The following is an 18472-nucleotide window of genomic DNA, read 5'->3' as shown; positions in this document are numbered from 1 at the left end:
ATCACTTTGGTAAATAAAGTATAAAACAGGGCAGTCTCATCGGCAAAATTTTTGCCAGGAGACTGCCCTGAGTATTTGTCTTATTTCACTTCTACTAATTCAATCTTGAAGTTAAGTTCTTTTCCAGCCATTTCGTGGTTTGCATCAAATGTGATATTTTTCTCATCTTTAGCTGTTACTTTAACAGGGAATGGCTGACCGAACTGGTTTGACAGGTATACCTGCTGGCCAACTGTCAGGTCTTCGGAACCTGGAAGCTGCGCGATTTCCATAGTGAAGATAGCGTTTGGATCTGCCATACCGTATGCTTCTTCAGGCATAAGGTGAACATCAATGATCTGACCAACTTCCATGTCAGCTACAGCAGCATCAAACCCTCTGATCATCTGGCCTGCACCGCAGATGAATTCCAGCGGTTCGCCACGGTCGTAAGAAGAATCAAACTGTGTTCCGTCATTGAAAGTTCCTCTGTAATGTGTGCGGCAGGTTTTTCCTACATTGCGTCCTGTAAGCGGAGGCTGTGATCCGCCACATCCACCGCATCCACCACCGCAGCTGTCTCCACAGGAGTGTCCCTCCTCATGACTGCCACAGGAATGACCTTCTTCATGATGGTGATGGTCGCAGTTAGCTCCGGAAGATACTAATTCGCCTTTTAAATAATTTTCAACTGCCTGGTCGGTATTTCCCTGGGCTCCGGCGCATAATTCGATTCCTGCCTCTGTGAGAGCTGTCTGAGCACCACCGCCGATGCCACCGCAGATCAGAACATTTACACCCTGCTCAGCAAGCAGACCTGCAAGTGCGCCATGTCCTGTACCGTTAGAACCGATTACTTCACTGGAAACTACTTTGTTGTCTTCCACTTCATAAACTTTAAAAGACTCTGTTTTTCCAAAATGCTGAAAAATCTCTCCATTATCATATGTTACTGCAATTTTCATTTGAAAAATCCTCCAAATTATTTTTTATACCCATTCAGTCCAGTATAAACTGTCTGCGACTCAAAAGCAAGGCTATTTGATCAGGTAATTCTCAATTCCATTTGCAATTCCCCGTACCATTTTTTTCTGATAAGAACTCTGCTGCATACGGCGGTCTTCGGAGGGATTGCTCATATATCCCATTTCGATAATCGTTGTCGGAACTTTGCTCCAGTTGTTTCCGGTCATAGAGTCTGTCTCCCAGATGTATTCTTTTCTGCATCCTGTAGTTGCCACATATGCATTGAGTACAGCCTCAGAAAGCGCTTTGTTTTTTCTGTACATAGATGAAATATAAGGACTGTTTCTGGTTGTACAGATAGTCAGTGCTCCACTGATAGAGGAATTATCACTTCCATTGGCATGGATACGGATATACGCATCTGCTTTTGCCTTATTTGCCACTTTTGCACGGTCAATACAGCTGAGAGCTACTTTACTGTTGGTTCTGGTCATTATTACCTTAAAACCTCTTTTCTGAAGAAGGGTTCTTAGCTGAAGACCAATGCTCAGGTTGAGCTTATATTCCTCCACACCTGTAGCAACACCCTGGGTTCCGGACGTATCTTTCTCCTTCAGCTGACTGGAACCAGGACCAAGAGGCTCATAACCATCGGCAACGACAGCAGAATGCCCCGGATCCAGTACAACAACAGGAGTCCAGACACCTTTGCTGTTGATCTTTCGTCCATTTACAGTCTGATTGATACGCATTCTTCCGGTCTGTTTGCCAAAATACCTGAAACGATTATGAATACGGTACCATCCTGTAAGCATGGTACCGTCTGCTGCAAAACAGTAATAATACTTGCCGATTTTGTGCAGGTCTGTCAGCTTTTTGCCATTCTTATAATAGTATTTTTTTCCACCGTAGGTTTTCCATCCGGTGAAAGTACTGCTGACAGATGCTGCCTGGACATCTGTAAAATCTACAGAAGGTAAGGCTGTGACCAGGAGAAGAATGCACAAGAGCCAGATAAAACATGATTTTCTTTTCTTCATACATGACTTCCTTTCATTAGAGATATTTTAAGTGATGGTTCTCTAGTAGATATGGGGATTACTCCCCATACCCCTACGCAAAACCGTACGTGCGCTATTAACGCATACGGCTTTTCACTTTATATTTCATACTTTATCTATAAAACAAACTTACCTTAATACTTGGTTCTAACAATGGGAATGTTCGAAGCAGTCCATTAAAAAAGGTATCCGACGTATAACTTCTTTTCTGGCTTCTCCGATTCAGCCATTTATACAATAACCATTTTGTCTGTACTAGGAAATTCTTCACTTCCCTTGTATTGTCGGTCACTCCATAATACTGATAATGTCCCCGCAATTTTGCATTCACTGTTTTAAATATCAGTTCCAATGGCATTGCTCGATGTGCCTTTATCCATTCTTTCATTGCTTTTATCTTACTGCGAAATTTCTTCTTGCTGGTCTTTACCCTACAACGGAAAAACTCTCTCTTTCCGTCCATTCCGCAATAAAATGTGAAACCAAGAAAGTCAAGGGTATCTGGTTTTCTCTCTCCTCTTGCTTTTCTGTTGTGCCTGGCAAACCTCCCGAATTCCAATATCTTCGTCTTTTCTCCTGCCAGTTCCAATCCGTATTTTGCAAAGCGTTCTTCCAGCCTCTGCTTAAATATTTTTGCTTCATACTGGTTCTGAAAACAACAGACAAAATCATCACAGTATCGGATAAGATAACACTCTCCTTTACACTGTCTCTTCACGATTACATCAAACCAGTTATCCAATACATAATGCAGATATATATTTGCAAGTATCGGACTTGCTCCATTTCCCTGTGGGGTTCCCTGTTCGCTGTCGAGATATTTGCCATTTTCCATGACTCCGGCTTTCAGGAATTTATCTATAATCTCAAGAAATTTCCGGTCTGCTATATCATGTGCCAACATCTTCATCAGCCATTCATGGTCTACATTATCAAAGAAACCTTTAATGTCTGCTTCTACCACATAGTTTGTCTTTCGATACTGCACCATTTCTATGATTTCCCTTACTGCCTGATGGCAGTTCCTGTTCGGGCGGAATCCAAAACTCTCATTATAAAACTTCGGTTCATAAATCTGCTCCAGTATCTGTGCAATCGCATTTTCCACCAGTTTATCTTCATAACTGGAAATTCCAAGCGGTCTCATTTTGCCTTTTGTTTCCTTCGGAATATAAACACGCCTTGTTGGATTCGGGCGATAGCTTCCGTTTTTCATCCTTTTCACAAGATTTGCGAGATTTTCTTCCAGATTCTTTTCGTAATCCTCTTTTGTCACCTTATCAATCCCATACGCTTTCTTTCTGTCCATAGTCTTATGGATTGCTCTCAGCGTATCCGCATTGATGTAGGCTGCAAGATTCTGAACCTTTCTGTCGGTTCTGTTTGCTTTTGCGATATTATACTGTATTCCAAGTAACTCATTCACCATGTTCATCAGCTCTCTTTTGTCTGCATAGTTCTTTGTTCTTGAAGCTATAAAGTGCACAGCCCTTTTCTCCATCTGCTTTCACAGACTTCTGCGATAATATGGCTGTGTCGGACTTCCTGCCATTCATTTGGATTCCTAACGCATTTCTTTGTTTTGGTTTCCATACCTTTTTTTAAGGAAATGACAGGATCTCAGCTGTTCCGATAACATACTTATCATCAACCTCGCCAAGCTCTCAGACTGGGGGATGCCGCTATAACCTTGCCATATCGGTCATAACAGTATTGTCTGCTGTGTAATAGAGCACATCGACCATTTCCAACCTCATAATAATTTCCCAGCTCAATCACTTCACTTTCGTTTCGGCTCTGTTGCTCCCTGTCCTACGCTTAAACCTAATGTTACCATTTCGGTTCCAAGGACTCGGTACAGGCGGTTGGCTAGACCTTACCTGATAGGATTTTTTTTTCCTATTGTATGATTATCAGCTTACCAAAGCTTACAGAATTTCTTCCGCTCGCTAGGGGAAATCAGCTATGCTGATTTCACAGCTCGCACCTATATGTTGATTATACCATAGGATTATCTGATAATGTGGTAAAAAGCACCTAAAAAGAAAGACTCCGGTCGCAATGACCGGAGCCTTCTTTTTAGGAATCTGTATTAATTACCCAAATGGATTATTTAACAGTAGCCTTTTTCAGGTTTGACCATGGGCTGAAGACTTTCTTTCCGTCTTCGGATGTTCTGTTGAATGCATGCATTCCAACTACCCATGTTCCCTTTGGTACTTTCTTGAATGTTGCTGTTACTGTACCTTCTTTGAGGTTCAGTTTCTTGTGATTGCCATAGTGGTATGGACGTGTCTCACCGTTTTCTTTCTTGGAGCCAGTTCCCAGTACTACATCGTAACCAGTTGCGTTTGCAGCTGCTTTGTATGTTACTTTGATAGTAGATCCGCTTACTTTTACGTTTGTGATAACCGGAGCATCCGGTGTGATTGCGGATACAACGAATGGGTATGCGTTTGACCAGTCGCTGAATACTTTCTTACCGTTTGCGTCACGTTTCCAAGCGTGGCAGTATGCGTAGTATGTTCCCTGCTGTACATATTTGAATGTAGTAGAGGTGCTAACCTGGTTCTTGTTTACAGAAGCATAGTCTTTGTTTTTGATGCAGTCGCGGTCTGTGGAGATTACATAGTCGTAACCTGCAGCACCTTCGGAATCACCGGAAAGGATTGCTGTTGCCTGATTGCCAACAACTTTAACACTGCTGATCATTGGAGCATTTGGCTTCTCATCTTCAGCTTTTCCATCAGCTGTTACGGTAACAGAACCTGTATAGTTTTTGGATGTACTTACAGCAGTTACTGTGTATGTGCCGTCACCGTTGTTCTTGGATGTGTATTCTGCTGATGCTACAGGGATATATCCGTTTACTACGGAAACAACACCATCTTTTACAGTTACTTTGCAGTCTTTGATGTTCTTCTTATCAACACCCCATTTTAAAGCCTGTTCAGCTTTAGTACCATAATTACCAAATGATGTCTTGACATCTGACATGTTATATCCGTTGATACCTTCAATATGAACACCGTAAATATTTGCAACAGTTGCTTCTGTAGGTGTTATAGTATCGTCATTTTTATCAATTAAAGTAAGTTTGTAATCTTTTCCTTCAACTAATGTACTTCCGCCAATCTGGATTGTTACTTCCGGTTTAACTGGAAGACCGGCAGCATAGGTTCCATTTTTAAGGCTTACATTTTTAGCAACAAATCTGACACTGTCAATAGAGAATGCTTTGTATGCTACAACACCTTTAATGATTGTTCCGTCAGCAGTCACGATAGTCTGGTTTCCGGCAAATCCGGTACCTTCTTTGGCAACAGCGTAAACATAGCCAACATTCTTCTTGCCTTCAACCATCTTACCGGATACGTTATCTACATATTTGATTTCAAAATCACTTGCTTTTGCAGAAGTTTTACCTGTACCAACGCGCGTGATGTCAGATAACAGAACTTTAGCAAAGGTATGCTCGTTACCGTCAAATGTAAATGGTGTATTTGCATTTGCTGTTATCTTTCCATCTGAATCTACAGTTGCAAATTTATCATTGCTTTCTTTAAATCCATTAGCATCATATGCTGTTAAGGTACCAGATACGATTTCTTTTACAATATTGAATTCAGCAGTAATATTTGAACCTGTAAAGTTCTTGTTTCCATCAAGTGGTTTTAATACAACAGTACCCTTTCCAGCTTCGACATTAGTACCATAAGATACAACCGCAAATTGATTAGTTACATCATTTCCGTTTAATGTTACCTTGAAATCACGAGGTCTTACCTGTTTTCCAGTATACTGCTGATCATCAATCGTCACTTTAACATCAGCTGTATTTGCCGGAGTAATAGTAAATGTACCTGATGCAGTTCCAGCATAACCAGATTTAGTACTTGCATCGTAAAGACCTTTTACAGTAACTTTACCTGTTCCTACATTTACAGCATCTGTGATAGATACTTCTTCATATTCTGCTTTAATTGTAGCTGTTTCAGTGATATCTCCTTTTTTGTAAAGGGCAATCGCACCATCAATTACTGCATAAGTAGGAATGATCTTACCACCAGTGTAAGTATAAGAAGATGGATTAATCACTACCATAGAATCAGATAACTGTTTTGCAGTGATTTCTGTTTTAGTTGATGCAGTAACTTTATGAGTCAATTTAATATCATTGCTATCAAGACCATAAATATAGTTCGGATTGGTGATAGTGATAGATGTTACAATTTTAGTACCGACAGCATTAGTATCATTATCATTTTCCCATTTATAATTTACTGTATAGTCAGAATCTGTTAATGTTTTTTCAACTTTCTTTCCAGTAGTTGCATGATCTTTCGCAACAACTGTTAATGGCAGTTTATAATCTGCGGCATTGGAATAAGATTTGTTGATAGAAACTTCTTTCTGTACCTTGATTGTATCTGCAGTAACCTCTAATGGAAGGATAGTAAATTTAACAGCACATGTCTTGCCTGCAAATACACCTTTGGTAATCTTGATATTTACAGTTGCATTTGGCTGAGCTACTTTACTACTATCGTAAATTGTGCTAGCATTGACATTGTTTGAATATCCGGTAATCTCATATGCATCGGTATCTAAGGTAGTTTCTACAGGTACATTTCCAGTCACCTGTGTAACTTTCAGTTTTCCTAAATCAGATTTAGAAGGTGTAATCTCGGAACCTGTATATGCTGGTTTATAAGTATTTGCATTTTCATAAGATACTGTTTTAAATGCTGCAGTTGTAGCAACAACCTGAATGTCCTGATGATTCTCACAAGTACCGCCTACAGATACACCGTTAACAGTTTCTGCTTTCTTTGCAGTAATTGTAATCTTATATGTACTTCCATCTTCAAATTTGGTAGCTTCACTTCCATCACCTGTATAAACTTTGATAGTGTAGTCTTTATTTACCTGAAGCGCAGTAAGAGAAGTACCTTCTGTACCGGTTAATTTTAAATACTGACCAAGATCGCTGACGGAAATATTGGTAGGGATTTCACCAGTTACTGTCTTGATAGAGATTTTTGTTCCTGCAGCTGAAAGATCACGTTTCTTGATTTCAACAGTGTCATCTGATTCTAACTGCTCTGGAGTACTAATCTGATCAAAGTTTTTGAACAATCTTCCATCTACATTTACATGAACTTTCTGGTTTCCAATAGCTCCACTAGCTGTTACTGCATTAATGATTGTATCAGATAAGTCAGCTCCACTGAATTTCTTATCATCGCCATTATTGTCAGATTTAGATTCTTTAACAGTTACATCCTTATTTGCAACTACAATTGGAGCACCTGTATACTGATAACTTAAACCTTTATTTGGGTTGGCGATAATATTCGCCGGTTCGCCGGTTGTTTTATTATCGGTTAATACAGCATGTTTTTTACTGATTGCAACTTTTGTTTCAATTGTTCCAGTATAAGGAGAGTCTTCTGTTGCTGTTGCTGTAACTTTTACTTCATCGCCAGCATTTGTTGCACTTGTAGATGAAAGCTCATAATAAGTTTTTCCTGATGGAACAACAATAGTCTGTCCTGCAGAATCTTTCACAGTAACTGTAGCTGCATTATCTCCTTCAAATTTAACTGCCTGTGCAAAACCCTTATATGTGAGAGTTGCGCCTGCACCACTGAGTTCAATGCTTCCAAGGCTCTGTTTTTCAACAGAAACAGTAATGCCTGTGTTGATATTATATAATATCTGATCATTATCTTTTTTGTATACATATAATGTTAAAGTTTTTCCGGCATCATTTACACTAGGTGTGAAAGACATTTTATTTACTGTTTCACTTGTTGTCACCTCGCCGAAATGCTCGCTTGCAATACCATTTGCATCAACCCACCGGTAATCATAATCTAAAGCTTGGCTGTCTGTTTTTGTAACAGTTCCTGTAATAGTAACTGTATCCTTTCCCCATACAGCAGTTTTTCTATCTGCTGTTAAATTTACAGTAACATCACCTTCTGTTACTGTTGTAGAAGCTGGAGTTGCTTCAGTTGTATCGTCAACAACCGGTGCATCTGCAGTTTCATCAGAGAATGTTTCAGCAGCCGGAGCTTCAGTAGCTACAGCGGCATCTGTACCATCGCTGAACTCAGCAGCCCATACCGGCACATTAGAAGTAGCAAGCATTGCAACAACAAGTGACATACTTAATGTCTTTTTTGCCATGCCCTTCTTTGTGTTTTTAATCTTTGTCATGATTATAGTTCCCCTTTGGGTGATGTACAGGTTGTTTTTATGGAAATTTTCGTATCCAGAATAGTTTTCGAGATTGCAGAGTATATAAGATATATCATTTATAATTATGTTTTTTGTGGGTTTTTATATTTAAATCATCAGTTATATTAAGAAATCGTTATGTTATCACATAAAAAGCTGTGAACCTCACATGACTGAAGTCACGTGCTTCCAGACGCTTTAGGCGTCAGACTGAATATCGGCGGATACGCCTGTAACTTAAGTGCGCAGTTATGTGCATTTCCCATGCCGGATATGGCAGGTTCCCACATTACAGGTAGTCCGCTGTATATCTGCCTGTATCTATGCTGCTTTTAAGAGTTCCATTTCTGAATGGAGTTTCTTCAGATCTGCATAGACACATAAGGTTCTACGCTTTACAGGAGGGACTTTTGCCTCCAGTAAAGACCTTTCCGTTGCCGGAAGGGGTTTTAAAAGTTCCCTTATAAAATATCTCGCCCCTATATTATAGGATGCTGACAGGTCACAATTATATCGTTTTCCTGTCTGGAAAGTACAGAGGCTGTGATTTTCCCAGTCACGTGTTACCGCCCCGGAACCATCATAAGCCAGTCTGCTGGTATTCCATGCGCAGATCCTGGATACCCGCATCCCTTTCCTGTGTGCCTGATGTTCACAACACTTCTGGATATCTCTTTTTCTCCACAGGTGCAGTTTCTGTTTTTTCTTTCCCGATATCTTCCCCTGCATCTCCAGATACTCGAACACGATCACATCTGCAAGGTTTTCTTCCGCATATCTTACAATCGCACCTGCAATCTTTTTACCCAGTTCTGTGTTCAGACGTTTCGTATATGCCCATCTTCCCTGTGTCTGCGCAGAGCCATGTTCCCTCTGGAATCTGCGGATCCGTCCCAGTGTGCGGTATATCCGGTCTTTTTCACTGGGATGATCTATGAATCTTCTTCCCAGGACAGTTCCGTCTGCCCGCATGATAGTACAGACTGCATCGGTATTGATCCCTAAGTCCACGCTGCAGATAATCTGTTCTTTCATAGGTGTTTTGGTACTAAAGTAACGAGAATGCGACGCGCAGTTATTCAACTATATCAACGAGATACAATTGAAAGCTCTATTTTAAGTACCAAATTTTTTTATTGTCTTATTATGTATAGCTGCCATAGGAGACGTATTCTAAGCAGTAAGGTTTGTTCCGATAGATGCTGCAATCTCTTTTAACTTATCGGCAGAAAAACCAGTATATTTTTCAATCTTATCGAGAGATTCTTTATCTTTGATCATCATTTTTGCAAGAGATAGATTTTTCTTTTCTACACCTTGCTCAATGCCTTGTTCAACAAGTGCTTTTCCCAGATTACACATATCCTGCACCTCACTTTCAAATTCTTCTGTCATGGCGATGCCAAAATCTTTCTGAAGACGTTTTTTCTTTGTCTCAGAGGATGTAGAAAGAGAGAAGAGTGTATTCAGCAGATCAAGGATCTCCAGATCACTCTCTTTATCTGCATCACCTAAATTTACGATAACAACTTCCATAAGGTCATAACTGCCAAGAGTTTCATAAGGCTTTCCCAATACTGTATCCTGTACTGTATGGTATCTGAAGATTCCATTTCTACGTTTTTTCGCCGGATCCGGGCAGATCCAAATACTGTAGACTTTCTGAAGCTTTTCATAATGTTCACCAGTAAAAATAGTTCCATACTGCTCGGAAATCATTCTTGCACAATAATAAAATCCTCTTGTAACTAATGGATACCCCGGTGTGTCATTTAACTGGATTTCCAAATTGATGATCAGCTGTACGGGTTCTTCGGTGTTCGGAATATATGCCTTAAAACGAATATCATAATATACAGTCTGGTCTTTGATAGCATTTGCTTCGGAATTAAGGCAGTCTATTTGTTCGTTTCCATCCAGTAATTTACTGCGGTCAGGATGGTCCTGATGTACTGCCCGACTGGAAATTTCGATATTTTCTTTCAGGCAGTTATCACAGATAAAATTGACACTATATTGGGAAAATTCTTTTGTACAGGATTTGAGGATCCAGGCAATGACTGCCTTATAGGTTAATAGTTTCTTGGCACATTCATCATATCTTGCACGATCTGCGGCAAGGTCTATCATTTGTGCCAGATTCGTTTGACGTATTATGGATGTCACCTCCTGTCACATATTTTGTACTTATATTTTATCAGAGCAGATATTTATTTACCAGAAAAATTTTTCGACAATCGCAGGATAAGTTTTGACAAAGAAAGACCCCAGTCAAAATGACTGGGGTTTTCTTTTTAGGAATCTGTATTATTTACCCAAATGGATTATTTAACAGTAGCCTTTTTCAGGTTTGACCATGGGCTGAAGACTTTCTTTCCGTCTTCGGATGTTCTGTTGAATGCATGCATTCCAACTACCCATGTTCCCTTTGGTACGTTCTTGAATGTTGCTGTTACTGTACCTTCTTTGAGGTTCAGTTTCTTGTGAGCGCCATAGTTGTATGGACGTGTCTCACCGTTTTCTTTCTTGGAGCCAGTTCCCAGTACTACATCGTAACCAGTTGCGTTTGCAGCTGCTTTGTATGTTACTTTGATAGTAGATCCGCTTACTTTAACGTTTGTGATAACTGGAGCGTCCGGTGTGATTGCGGATACAACGAATGGATATGCGTTAGACCAGTCGCTGAATACCTTCTTACCGTTCTCATCACGTTTCCAAGCGTGGCAGTATGCGTAGTAGGTTCCCTGCTGTACATATTTGAATGTAGTAGAAGTCTGAACCTGATTCTTGTTTATGGAATCGTAGTCTTTGTTTGTGATGCAGTCGCGGTCTGTAGAGATTACATAGTCGTAACCTGCAGCACCTTCGGAATCACCGGAAAGGATAGCAGTTGCTTTGTTGCCAACAACTTTAACGCTGCTAATCATTGGAGCAGCTGGTTTCTGATCCTGTGTTGCTGCATCTACAGTCTTAGAACCAGTGTAGTTCTTACTGTCTTTCTTAGCTGTTACAGTAACTTTACCGTCTTTCTTTTCTACAGTATATTCAGATGTTTCAACATCAACACGACCGCATTTAACAGTAACTTTGTCACCATCTACAGTTACATTTGCGTTTGCAAGATTGAATTTATCAATTCCCCATTTGAATTTAAGATCATCTGGAGCTGAAGTTGTATAACCGTTTTTAGGCTTAACAGTAACGTCCAAGCTGTTAGAGATAGTAGCGTTTGCAACGTCGGTGTTTGAACTTACATCTAAATCATAGTCCTGGCCTTCTTTTAAAGTAACACCATTTACCACAACATTTACAACTGGTTTTACAGGCAGACCACCGGCATAAACACCGTTAGAAACAGAAACATTGCTCTTTACAACAGACAGCTGTTTAAGATTAATGTATGTTACTGCCATAACATTTGTGATCTTATTGCCTTCAGCATCAGTATAAATGCCATCTTTTAAACCATAATCATTAGTTTTGCTGCTTGCATATTTTCCTTTGGCAACAGCAATTACAGCTACATACTGAGCTTTAGGGAATTCACTAGTGTATTTTCCTTCTTTTCCATATACATTATCTACATATTTAATCTCATAATCCTGGCCTTCTGTTAATTTTTTATTAGAATCAAAGTATGTAAATGTAGTTTTTGTATACTGATGTTCTTTACCATTATAAGTAAAGGATGGAGAAGCAACTTTTATACCATTTTCGTCATAGAAAGTAAATTTTCCACCCTCATTCAACATTTCACCTGAAATCTGGAATGTTGCTGTTAAGGTACCTGTAAAGTTTCCGTTTTTAGGTGTTAATGTAACAGTACCCTCACCAATCTGGATATTCTCTCCAGATGTTAATGTAAAGTTGCTTGCTACATCAATAGGATTTCCTTTTAAGGTCAAGTCAATATCACTGGCAGAAACTTCAATACTGTAACCAGTGTATTCTTTACTTCCAATAACTGCTTTTAAGTCTGCTGCATTTGCAGGTTTGATTTCATAAGTTATTTTTGCTTCGACGTCACTGTAATGTGTTCCATCGCCTTTAACTGTTAATGTTGCTGTTCCTGCATTCAGATTATTGCTATAAGTTGCTGTATAATACTGAGGATTAATTACTTTTCCATCAATTACAACATCAAATTTCGGTTCAACAGCTTTTCCGGTATAAGTGAAGTTTGTTTCTTTTAATTTAATGTTTTCTGACTTGATTGTTTTTGCAGTTAATGTAGATGTATCACTCAGTGTTACGTTTTTATTAATGAAGTTTTTATTTGTAATTTCTGTTACTGTCGCAGTAACAGCTTTACCAATTATATTTCCTTCTGTGCATTCGTATTTAACTTTGTAATCTTTTCCTTCTACAAGAGTAAATTCTTTAGCTGGTTTTGCACCATTTTTAGCTTTTACTACAAGTTTCATAGAATCTTTATAATCAGAGAAATCTGTAGTATCCAGCTTTTCAACCTTCTCATTTGTAACTTTGACCTCAGAAATTACGGCAGGATTAATTGCAAATGTGATTTTCTTTTCACTTCCAGCATAATCGCCAAGACCTTTAACGATTACATAACCGCCATCTTCTACGTTCGTATTAGTACCATTTACTAATTCATATAAGGTCGGGGAAACTGGCTTTCCGCCAATTGTAAGAGTACCTAAGTCATCTTTTGTAATGACAATCTGTTCTCCCGTATATTCTTTATTGTCAAGTTTACCATTTTTTTCGTTTGCAAATGTACCACCGGAAATATCAGTTCCTACAATATTGAAGTCCGCAGTAGTTGTTCCTGTAACATTTTTATTAAGTTCTTTTGGAGTGATTGTTACTTTGTAACTACCAATGTCTGTTGCATTATCCGGTACAGTAATAACAACATCCTTGTACAGGTCTAAAGTATTACCATTTTTATCAGTAAATGTAATATCATTTTTGTCAATGGTTACTTTCTTCTTATCGTTATATGTTTTGGCTTTTATAGAAACATTAACGTCTGATAAATCTCTACTGGTTACTTTGAAAGTATTTGTTGTTTCGATTGTTCTATGGTTGTCTCCTTCAGCAGTAATATTGTAATTTTTAAATTTACCAGTTTCCGGAGTACCGATAATCAGATTAATACGTGCATAAGCGACATCGTCAACATTTGTTGCTAAATTATTGGCGCTTCCTGCAGAAATAGATACATATCCATCTTTATCTGCATAAATATAGTTTGATAAATCTTCTTTTGTCTCTTTATCAATTAGTTTAATATCATCTTTTTTTACACGAATAACTTTTCCGGTATAAGTGAAAGCAGATGTTAATAAAGTTGCTTCCATATGTTCAGAAATGAGCTTGTCGTTAGTACCATCTAATGTTTTTGGCTCAATTTCATATGTTGTAGAAATCTGTCCTGTATATCCATCTGCCTGTGGAACTAAAGTAACAGTTGCTTTTTTAGTTGCATTTGTATGATCACCAGACTGAACTACTTTAAAGTTAGCGCCCACTGTTGCAGCATTTGCTTTTACTGTTTCATGTGTTTGTTTTCCATCGTTTAATGTTAATGTAATATCGGAACTAGCTATTTCCTGAGGCTTTCCATTATAGGTATGTGTTCCATCAACAGATGCGCTAAGATATACCTGAGATACATCAATTGCTTTTACAGCAATACCTTCTGAAGTGTAAGACCATACAGTTCTGTTATTATCATTAGAATCTGTAGCATATACAAACAATGTAAGTGTCTTTCCTGCTTCAGCTGCTACAGTAGCGCGTGTTACCGTCTGCTCATTTGTAGGTGTTTCGATATCAGTGGCTGAATCAGCAGTTCCATTTACTTTCCAAGCATAATGAAATTTAATATTTGAATCAATGGCTTTATTATCTTTAGCGGTTACTTTGAATTTAGCTTTAACAGTTGTTCCCCATGTTACAGCATTATCTTTAATAGCATTATTTGCGTTATCAGTAAATTCTGGAGTCACACTGAATGAATCGCTAGATACTTCTGCAGCAGTAGCTACAGCAGTATTGTCCGTAGTATCTTCTACAACCGGAGTTTCTGTCACGTCATCAGAGAATGTTTCAGCAACTGAAGCTTCTGCGTCAGATGTTACAGCAACGTCAGAACCATCGCTGAACTCAGCAGCCCATACCGGCACATTAGAAGTAGCAAGCATTGCAACAACAAGTGACATACTTAATGTCTTTTTTGCCATGCCCTTCTTTGTGTTTTTAATCTTTGTCATGATTATAGTTCCCCTTTCCTTAATATAACTATTTCTTTTTTGGGTAAAGATTCCTAGACATAATCTGTCTGTTATGGTTAATAATAGTGCTTTCACCACTTTTTGTCAAGGGTAATGCTCAAGAATTTTACGATTTTTTTAAATTTCATACACTTCAAAAGCATTTATTTTCCTTGATTTTTCAGGTTTAAAATCTATAACTTGTTACAAATGTGGTGAGTTTTTCTTGTTTATCACAAGATGATGTAGTATTCTCTTTTTTACCGATTCTAACAGTTAATCCTGATCTGTTCTGGAAGCTGGCTTACAATCTTTCTTTCTCCGAATAATTTATGATAGAATTCATATCCTGAATTAGAGTCTTCTGTTATTACCAGATCTGGTTGGATATCCTCTTTTGCCTGCAAATTATATAACTGATAAGTTTCATTATATATTCTTTTGGCGTTTTGATATTTCTGACTGTCTCGCTCTTGTCTCATGCCGTAAATTTCTTCGATACTATATGGTAAATGTTCCAGACTATCCCTTGTGACCAAAACGAAATAATTGTCACTGCCTTTTACCATTCTGGTAAATTCTTTACTGCGCAAAAATGGTGCTCCTTCATCAATAAATATAATGCATTGCTGCAGGGTGGCAAGCCTTTCTTTCCATGAAGCGTTTTCCATTACTACACATCGTTTTTCACATATTTGGGTAATTCCTGATGATATGCCATTGTTCTCATAATCAGAAATCATTCTAAGAAGTTCTGTTTTTCCTGTTGCAGAATCTCCCTGAATGACTGTGATATTTCTCTTTACTGTAAGATGATAATGAACTCGTTTGTTGTATATTTCAATATCATACTTTCCTGTCATGTTTTATTATCCCCTCAATAATCGGTTTACAATGATTTCGTCATCCAGTTCCAGCATGGAATGAACCGTTTTTCCTGTGTTTACAATATAGATATCAAATGACTGTTTTCCAAAGTCCATGATATAGCCCAGGCGAATTGTGATGTCTTTTTGTTCTGCCAGTTTTAAAATCCATTGTGCACAGTTGTTTCCGCAGGCAGATGCGTTAAATATATGATCTGGATCATTTTGCATCAATATCAGAGTTTTTACTCCTCCTGAGAGGCGTTCCGGTGGAATCGGGCCGAGAAATGGGCTGTCAATCATACATGGACCTTTTACCTCTGATCCATCTATATCTTTGATCATTTTTCTGGAAGTTTCTGATGTGATCCACTCATCTTCATATGTGTTATTGAAAAACACATCAGGATTAAAAATATAATTGTCTCCCGGATTGTCCCCAAAAAATATTTTCAGCATCTTGTATTCCTCCATTCTGTCAAAACTGATTATCTTTTCTTATTTTATCAAAAATATCTTCCTGTTTCCAGCATCACAAAAACAGCAGAGAACTTTTTTATCATTCTCTGCTGTTTCTCTACCATTTGCTTTAAGGTGTTAAAGCAAACATATTATTTCTTTCTGACAATAACCTTATCCAGATGCCAGATATCATCTACATATTCCTGGATGGTTCTGTCGGATGTGAATTTACCGCTGCATGCTGTGTTGAGGAGCGCTTTCTTAGCCCAGCCTTTTTCGTCTCTGTATGCTGCTTCTACGCGTTTCTGTGCGTCTGCATAGGAACGGAAGTCTGCGAGGATGAAGTAGCGGTCTGCTCTGTCTGTGTTCTTTGTGTTGAGAAGTGAATCGTACAGGTCACGGAAGAGTTCTGTATCATTGGAGAAGGTTCCGTTGATGAGCTGCATCAGTACCTGACGGATTTCTTCGTCTGTGTTGTAGATCACGTTTGGATCGTATCCGCCGTTGTTTTCGTAGTTGATTACTTCGTCGGAGCTTAAACCGAAGATGAATGCGTTTTCTGCGCCAACTTCTTCTACGATCTCTACGTTAGCACCGTCCATTGTTCCAAGTGTAGGAGCACCGTTGAGCATGAACTTCATGTTACCTGTACCGGATGCTTCTTTACTTGCTGTGGAAATCTGCTCGGAAACGTCTGCTGCTGCGAAGATCCACTCAGCGTTGGATACTCTGTAGTTTTCGATGAATACAACTTTGATCTTGCCGTTGATGGAAGTGTCGTTGTTTACTACATCTGCTACTGAGTTGATGAGTTTGATAATCTTCTTGGCTGTTGCGTAACCTGCGGATGCTTTTGCACCGAAGATGAATGTTCTTGGATAGAATTCCATTTCCGGATGCATCTTGATCTGGTTGTACAGATAGATAACATGCAGGATGTTCAGGAGCTGACGTTTGTACTCGTGAAGTCTCTTAACCTGTACATCGAAGATGGAGTGCGGGTCTACTTCTACGCCATTGTGCTCAAGGATGTATTTAGCCAGACGCTCTTTGTTCTTGAACTTAATGTTCATGAATTCCTGGAGTGCTTTCTCATCATCAGCATAAACTGCCAGTTTCTTTAACTGTGGAAGGTCTGTAACCCAGTCCGGTCCGATATGCTCTGTGATCCAGTCTGCAAGGAGTGGATTTGCGTGGAGCAGGAAACGTCTCTGAGTGATACCGTTTGTCTTGTTGTTGAATTTCTCAGGCATCATTTCATAGAAGTCTTTTAATTCCTGATTCTTCAGGATCTCTGTATGAAGGCGTGCAACACCGTTTACAGAGTAGCCTGCTGCGATTGCAAGGTGAGCCATCTTAACCTGTCCGTCATAGATGATTGCCATCTTTTTGATCTTCTCATAATTTCCCGGATATTTTGCCTGGATCTCAAGGATGAAACGACGGTTGATCTCTTCGATAATCTGGTATACACGCGGAAGCAGTCTGGAGAAGAGCTCGATCGGCCATTTCTCAAGTGCCTCGGACATGATTGTATGGTTTGTGTAAGCAACAGATTTTCTTGTTACTTCCCATGCTTCATCCCATCCAAGCCCTTCTTCATCCATGAGGATACGCATTAACTCTGCTACTGCTACAGTCGGATGTGTATCGTTCATCTGGAATGTTACTTTTTCATATAATTTATGGATATCGTCATGTTTCTTTTTGTATTTGGCAATTGCTGCCTGGAGGCTTGCAGATACAAAGAAGTACTGCTGTTTCAGTCTCAGCTCTTTACCTGCATAATGATTGTCATTCGGGTAAAGAACTTCTACGATATTGCGGGCAAGGTTCTCCTGCTCTACTGCTTTCTTGTAATCACCCTTGTCAAAGGAATCAAGCTCGAAGTCTACGATCGGCTCTGCATCCCAGATACGAAGTGTGTTTACTACATCATTGTCATATCCTGTAATCGGCATATCATAAGGAATGGCTTTTACTGCCTGATATCCTTCATGGATAAATTTGTTTCCGCCCTTTTCAGGATCGTACTCTACTCTTACATATCCACCGAAGTGTACTTCTTTGGCATATTCCGGACGACGCAGTTCAAATGGGTAGCCGTTCTTTAACCAGTTATCCGGTACCTCGATCTGATAACCGTTCTGGATTTTCTGTTTGAACATTCCGTAGTGGTAACGGATTCCGCAGCCATATGCTGCGTAATTTAAAGTTGCGAGAGAATCAAGGAAGCATGCAGCCAGTCTTCCCAGACCACCGTTTCCAAGTGCCGGATCCGGTTCCTGATCTTCGATACAGTTAAGGTCAAATCCCAGCTCTTCGAGAGCTTCTTTTACTTCACCGTAAGCGCAAAGGTTGATCAGGTTGTTTCCGAGAGCACGTCCCATCAGGAATTCCATGGACATATAGTATACGATCTTCGGATCCTGTTCGTCATAAGCTTTCTGTGTTGCAAGCCAGTTATCAATGATAACGTCTTTTACAGAGTAGCTTACTGCCTGGAAAATCTGCTCCTGTGTAGCTTCTTCAATTGTTTTTCGATAGAGGAATTTTACGTTGTCTTTTACGCTTTTCTTGAATGCCTCTTTCTTGAACATTTCGTTTGTCATTTCATACCTCCCGTAATGGTTTCACTGTTCACTTTATT

10 protein-coding genes are annotated in these 18472 nt (G+C 39.2%); all 10 read right to left on the bottom strand.

What is annotated here, in order from left to right; all coding sequences use genetic code 11:
• Nucleotides 1–80: 80 nt before the first annotated feature.
• The 10 genes from NQ550_RS00575 to NQ550_RS00530 all read right to left on the bottom strand — a co-directional run bounded on the left by NQ550_RS00575 (nt 81) and on the right by NQ550_RS00530 (nt 18434).
• Nucleotides 81–944 carry a NifB/NifX family molybdenum-iron cluster-binding protein gene (locus NQ550_RS00575; protein ID WP_025581128.1) on the bottom strand — a complete coding sequence of 288 codons (864 nt, stop codon included), beginning with the start codon at nt 942–944 and terminating at the stop codon, nt 81–83.
• Nucleotides 945–1016: 72 nt separating this feature from the next.
• Nucleotides 1017–1985 (bottom strand): N-acetylmuramoyl-L-alanine amidase, encoded by a 969-nt coding sequence (locus NQ550_RS00570; protein ID WP_025581129.1) that lies wholly within the window; start codon nt 1983–1985, stop codon nt 1017–1019.
• A 133-nt stretch (nt 1986–2118) separates the two neighbouring features.
• Nucleotides 2119–3507 (bottom strand): group II intron reverse transcriptase/maturase, encoded by a 1389-nt coding sequence (gene ltrA / locus NQ550_RS00565; protein WP_259838938.1) that lies wholly within the window; start codon nt 3505–3507, stop codon nt 2119–2121.
• Between the two features lie 608 nt (nt 3508–4115).
• Nucleotides 4116–8231 (bottom strand): hypothetical protein, encoded by a 4116-nt coding sequence (locus tag NQ550_RS00560; protein ID WP_259838936.1) that lies wholly within the window; start codon nt 8229–8231, stop codon nt 4116–4118.
• A 342-nt stretch (nt 8232–8573) separates the two neighbouring features.
• Complete coding sequence (locus tag NQ550_RS00555; RefSeq protein ID WP_259838934.1) at nt 8574–9287, bottom strand: IS200/IS605 family accessory protein TnpB-related protein; 714 nt, start codon at nt 9285–9287, stop codon at nt 8574–8576.
• Between the two features lie 138 nt (nt 9288–9425).
• Nucleotides 9426–10382, bottom strand: a complete 957-nt coding sequence (locus tag NQ550_RS00550; protein ID WP_044956342.1) for a PD-(D/E)XK nuclease family transposase — start codon at nt 10380–10382, stop codon at nt 9426–9428.
• Between the two features lie 194 nt (nt 10383–10576).
• Nucleotides 10577–14494, bottom strand: coding sequence for a hypothetical protein (locus tag NQ550_RS00545; RefSeq protein ID WP_195277999.1), 3918 nt, complete (start codon nt 14492–14494; stop codon nt 10577–10579).
• Nucleotides 14495–14763: 269 nt separating this feature from the next.
• Nucleotides 14764–15357, bottom strand: coding sequence for a hypothetical protein (locus tag NQ550_RS00540; protein ID WP_025579910.1), 594 nt, complete (start codon nt 15355–15357; stop codon nt 14764–14766).
• Nucleotides 15358–15363: 6 nt separating this feature from the next.
• On the bottom strand, nt 15364–15819 hold the full coding sequence (locus tag NQ550_RS00535; protein ID WP_025579909.1) for a DUF4869 domain-containing protein: 456 nt from the start codon (nt 15817–15819) through the stop codon (nt 15364–15366).
• Between the two features lie 152 nt (nt 15820–15971).
• Nucleotides 15972–18434, bottom strand: a complete 2463-nt coding sequence (locus NQ550_RS00530) for a glycogen/starch/alpha-glucan phosphorylase (RefSeq protein ID WP_025579907.1) — start codon at nt 18432–18434, stop codon at nt 15972–15974.
• Between the last annotated feature and the right edge of the window lie 38 nt (nt 18435–18472).

Origin of the sequence: Blautia wexlerae DSM 19850, assembly GCF_025148125.1 — a bacterium.
GTDB classification, from domain to species: domain Bacteria; phylum Bacillota; class Clostridia; order Lachnospirales; family Lachnospiraceae; genus Blautia_A; species Blautia_A wexlerae.
Note: the sequence above shows the minus strand (reverse complement) of the source record. Positions and strands in the feature narration are given on the sequence as shown.

Excerpts from the sequence above, each read along its gene's own strand:
- NQ550_RS00575 (WP_025581128.1), bottom strand. The coding sequence starts at position 944 with ATGAAAATTGCAGTAACATATGATAATGGAGAGATTTTTCAGCATTTT.
- NQ550_RS00570 (WP_025581129.1), bottom strand. The coding sequence starts at position 1,985 with ATGAAGAAAAGAAAATCATGTTTTATCTGGCTCTTGTGCATTCTTCTC.
- ltrA (WP_259838938.1), bottom strand. The coding sequence starts at position 3,507 with ATGGAGAAAAGGGCTGTGCACTTTATAGCTTCAAGAACAAAGAACTAT.
- NQ550_RS00560 (WP_259838936.1), bottom strand. The coding sequence starts at position 8,231 with ATGACAAAGATTAAAAACACAAAGAAGGGCATGGCAAAAAAGACATTA.
- NQ550_RS00555 (WP_259838934.1), bottom strand. The coding sequence starts at position 9,287 with ATGAAAGAACAGATTATCTGCAGCGTGGACTTAGGGATCAATACCGAT.
- NQ550_RS00550 (WP_044956342.1), bottom strand. The coding sequence starts at position 10,382 with ATGATAGACCTTGCCGCAGATCGTGCAAGATATGATGAATGTGCCAAG.
- NQ550_RS00545 (WP_195277999.1), bottom strand. The coding sequence starts at position 14,494 with ATGACAAAGATTAAAAACACAAAGAAGGGCATGGCAAAAAAGACATTA.
- NQ550_RS00540 (WP_025579910.1), bottom strand. The coding sequence starts at position 15,357 with ATGACAGGAAAGTATGATATTGAAATATACAACAAACGAGTTCATTAT.
- NQ550_RS00535 (WP_025579909.1), bottom strand. The coding sequence starts at position 15,819 with ATGCTGAAAATATTTTTTGGGGACAATCCGGGAGACAATTATATTTTT.
- NQ550_RS00530 (WP_025579907.1), bottom strand. The coding sequence starts at position 18,434 with ATGACAAACGAAATGTTCAAGAAAGAGGCATTCAAGAAAAGCGTAAAA.